A 3,411-nucleotide genomic window follows, 5' to 3' on the forward strand; every position below is an offset into this window, starting at 1 on the left:
CAACGAACACATTTATCCCGACCGGTGGGCTGATGAGTCCCATCTCGAGGACAATCACCATCACAACACCAAACCAGATTGGATCAAACTCCAGCGCCACGATGATTGGATGCACGACCGGGAGGGTCAGCACCAGCATCGCGAAACCCTCGAGGAACGTACCGAGCACGATGTAACTCGCCAGGAGGATGAGCAGTACGGAATTACGAGGCAGTTCCAAACCGACCAGCAACTCGGCCAGATCAGACGGGATATGCGTTAGCGCCAGAAATGGGTTGAAGATGTGAGCACCGACCAGGATGAGAAAAACAAACGCCGTCGTTCGAACACTTTGCAACAGAACGGATGACATAGAAGAGACATTGACCTTTCGACGGAACAGCGCGAGCAGTAAGGCGAGAAAGGCACCCACCCCGGCCGCCTCGGTAGGCGTAAAGAGACCACCATAGATACCGCCAATGGTGATGAAGACGATCCCGATCATGGAGCTCGCCTGCCAAGTCGCCTTGAGCTTTTCACTAAACCGTACGGCCGGCCCCGCCGGACCGAGTTTGGGATTGATACGCGTTTGAATGTAGATCGACAGGATGAAAAGGGCGGTCAGCAGCAAGCCTGGGAGGACGCCTGCCAGGAACAGCCGGCCGATCGACTCCTCGGTCAAGATGGCGTAGACGATAAAGCCGGTGCTGGGTGGAATCAGAATACCCAGGGTGCCACCCGCCGCAATGCATCCCGTGGCGAGCCGCGGGTCGTAGTTGTAGCGGCGCATCTCCGGCAGTGCAACCCGGCCCATCGTCACGGCGGAGGCCACAGAAGAGCCGGAGAGCGCCGCAAACCCCGAACAGGCCGCGATGGTGGCGGAGGCTAGGCCGCCGCGCCAGTGGCCAAACCACGCATAGGCCGCGGCATAGAGGTCGCGGCTCATCCCCGACACGCTGGCGAAATTGCCCATCAATACAAAGAGCGGAATAACCGTCAGTTCATAGTTGGACGCGATGACGAAGGGCTCGCTGCCGAGGACAGCGAGAGCCGGTCCCCATCCCTTCAGGGCGGCGAATCCCAAGACACCGACGAACATCATGGCAATGCCAACGGGCATGCGGAGTGCAAGAAACAAGAACAGCCCCGCCAAACCCAGGAGACCGGTCTCCGTCGGTGTCATTGCATCTTCATGTCCGGAAGACCGCAGGCGATCCGCACCGCTTGAACAAAGAGCACCAGGGCGTAGACGGCAGAACCGAACGCTACTACAAGGATGAACGGAAAGTGGGGAATTTCTACCAGGTTAGAGGCCTCACCGAATTCAAGCGCGACGAGACTTTGCCGCATAGTCTGCCACGCGACGTAGACAAAGAGCAGACCGGAAATCGCCCGGACCAAGCTATCCGTCCAGCGGAGAATCTCCGGCTTCAAGAACATGCTGATCAGGTCAACCGCCACGTGCCCACCGGTCCAGCCGCAATGGGCCAGAGCGAAGAAGACCACGAGGACCAGGCTAAGCTCGGAGATGTCCTGCGCACCGAGGATAGGTGCATTGAAAACATAACGCATGACGACCGCGACGACGGTGAGACCCATCAGCCACAGGAGAACTATGCCACCAAGGTAGGCTAGCAGGCGGACGGTACTATCGACGGTCGTGCTTATCTTCCCGCGTCGGTCCTCCACGGCCGCCTAGCTTACAACTCCCATCGCAGCAAGGATCGCCTTGGCCGGAATCCCCTTCTTCTCAAGGTCCGCTACGATCTTCTTCCGGGCTTTTATCAAAAGCGCTGTTCCCTTTTTCACCTCATCAGATGAGAGGGAGATGACCTCGTGCTTCCCACCCTTACTGACGGACTTGAGGCCCTTTGCGCCGGCCTTCTCGTAAAATTTGGCCCCTTTAAGGCTGAGTCCGCGGCCCGTGGTCTTATTAACTGCCGCTTTTTGACTCGCCGAAAGCGATTCCCACTTCGGACGGTTCATCAACAGGAAGAACGGCGATTGGCCGAATGGCAAACCGGTAGTGTAGTACTTAGCCACCTCGCCGATCTTAAAGGAACGGATGACACTGGCTGGAACCATCAAGGCGTCCACTACGCCCGTATTCAGTGCGTTGTACATCCTGGTCACCGGCATTGCCACGGGCGTCGCGCCCAGGGCCTTGATGAGGTCCGCTTGCGCCTTGGACGGTGTGCGGATCTTAAGCCCCTTGATGTCCGAAATCTTACGGATGGGCTTATTCTTGGTCATCAGGATCGGGCTTTCAGCGTTCCAGATCGCGAGGGTCTTGACCCGCTTATATTCAACGGCCAGGTACCTATCATAGATGTCCCAGAGCCTCTTCGTCGCCTCGACGGCGTTCGGGGCCACGGCGGGTAGCTCGATCAGCGTGGTCCTGGGAAACTGCTTGGACGTGTAACCCTGCAGGCCAAAGGTGATGTCGGCAATACCGTCAACAGCGCGCTTGAACTGCGCCCGGGGGCCCTTCCCAAGCTCACCTCCAGGGTAGATGCGGGCCGTCAGGTCGTTGTTCGTTATCTTTGCAATCTCCTTCGCCCAGGGCCGCATCAGGAACCTGTCCATGGGGTGTTTGGGCGACATGAAGTGAGCTATTTTGAGCTCTTCCGTAGAACCTGCGGAGGGCAGAAATGCCATTACGCCCCCCAGTACCAACGGAGCGATAACCGCATAGGAAACGAACTTTGATAACCTTATCATTGTCAGATCCTCCTTTCTTCTAAATGGTCACGAACCAATGTCAACGCTGTATTAGTATTTAAGACACATTGCACCGATTTTGGCGGAGACTATCCGATCAGGACCTCTGATGTCAACCGCCCCCGGGCTCCCCGTCCAAAAGTGTGGCGAAAAGTTCTTCGCAACCCTATTGCCATCATTCATAAGACCCACTTTCCTCGGAGGAGGAAGCGCACACTTCGTTTGCAGCCGAGGGGGTCTGCTCCGAAGAAAGGGAGGCGTCCGACACGGAAAGTTCTCACATAGAGAAGGCAGGTTGTAGCGAGAGAAAAATATCACCACGAAGAGCACGAAAGACACAAAGGGAAATCAGATTGAAAAAAAACTTCGTGATCTTCGTGTACTTCGTGGTAGACAAATACTACCACATGTCACTGTAGTTGACGTATTAGCAGGGCAGGTACCCCTACCGCAACTCAGTTTCGGCGTGGAGTCTGTGTATTTGGGAACAGACAAGCAGAGGCCCATTGGCTCCCGCTGAGGAGAAGGCCCCCTCGGCTTCTTCTGAGCCAACACTTTGCGCAATAGAGCCCAGCCCCAGCTTGTCTCGATTAACATCCAACACCGAGCGTAGCCGGACGGGGAAAGAGGCCGGCACTCCCTACACCGATTCAACGGCACCATTTGTTTGCGTGATTTCTGCCTCCATGCGAGAAAAGCGCAGCAATAGCA

At 56.5% G+C, this 3,411-nt stretch carries 3 protein-coding genes; all 3 read right to left on the reverse strand.

Going from position 1 to position 3,411, the window contains the following annotated elements:
* The coding region (locus O6929_01495; GenBank protein ID MCZ6479069.1) for a TRAP transporter large permease at nt 1–1,162 on the reverse strand (1,162 nt) is incomplete at its 3' end.
* Complete coding sequence (locus tag O6929_01500) at nt 1,159–1,668, reverse strand: TRAP transporter small permease (GenBank protein MCZ6479070.1); 510 nt, start codon at nt 1,666–1,668, stop codon at nt 1,159–1,161. The genes O6929_01500 and O6929_01495, both read right to left, overlap by 4 nt.
* Before the next feature lie 6 nt (nt 1,669–1,674).
* On the reverse strand, nt 1,675–2,700 hold the full coding sequence (locus O6929_01505) for a TRAP transporter substrate-binding protein (GenBank protein MCZ6479071.1): 1,026 nt from the start codon (nt 2,698–2,700) through the stop codon (nt 1,675–1,677).
* Nucleotides 2,701–3,411 lie beyond the last annotated feature (711 nt).

The sequence above is a fragment of the Candidatus Methylomirabilota bacterium genome, from assembly GCA_027293415.1.
In the GTDB taxonomy this organism is placed as follows: domain Bacteria; phylum Methylomirabilota; class Methylomirabilia; order Methylomirabilales; family CSP1-5; genus CSP1-5.

What these genes read in the sequence shown, in the direction of transcription:
- O6929_01505 (MCZ6479071.1), bottom strand. Translation starts at nt 2,700, where the DNA reads ATGATAAGGTTATCAAAGTTCGTTTCCTATGCGGTTATCGCTCCGTTG.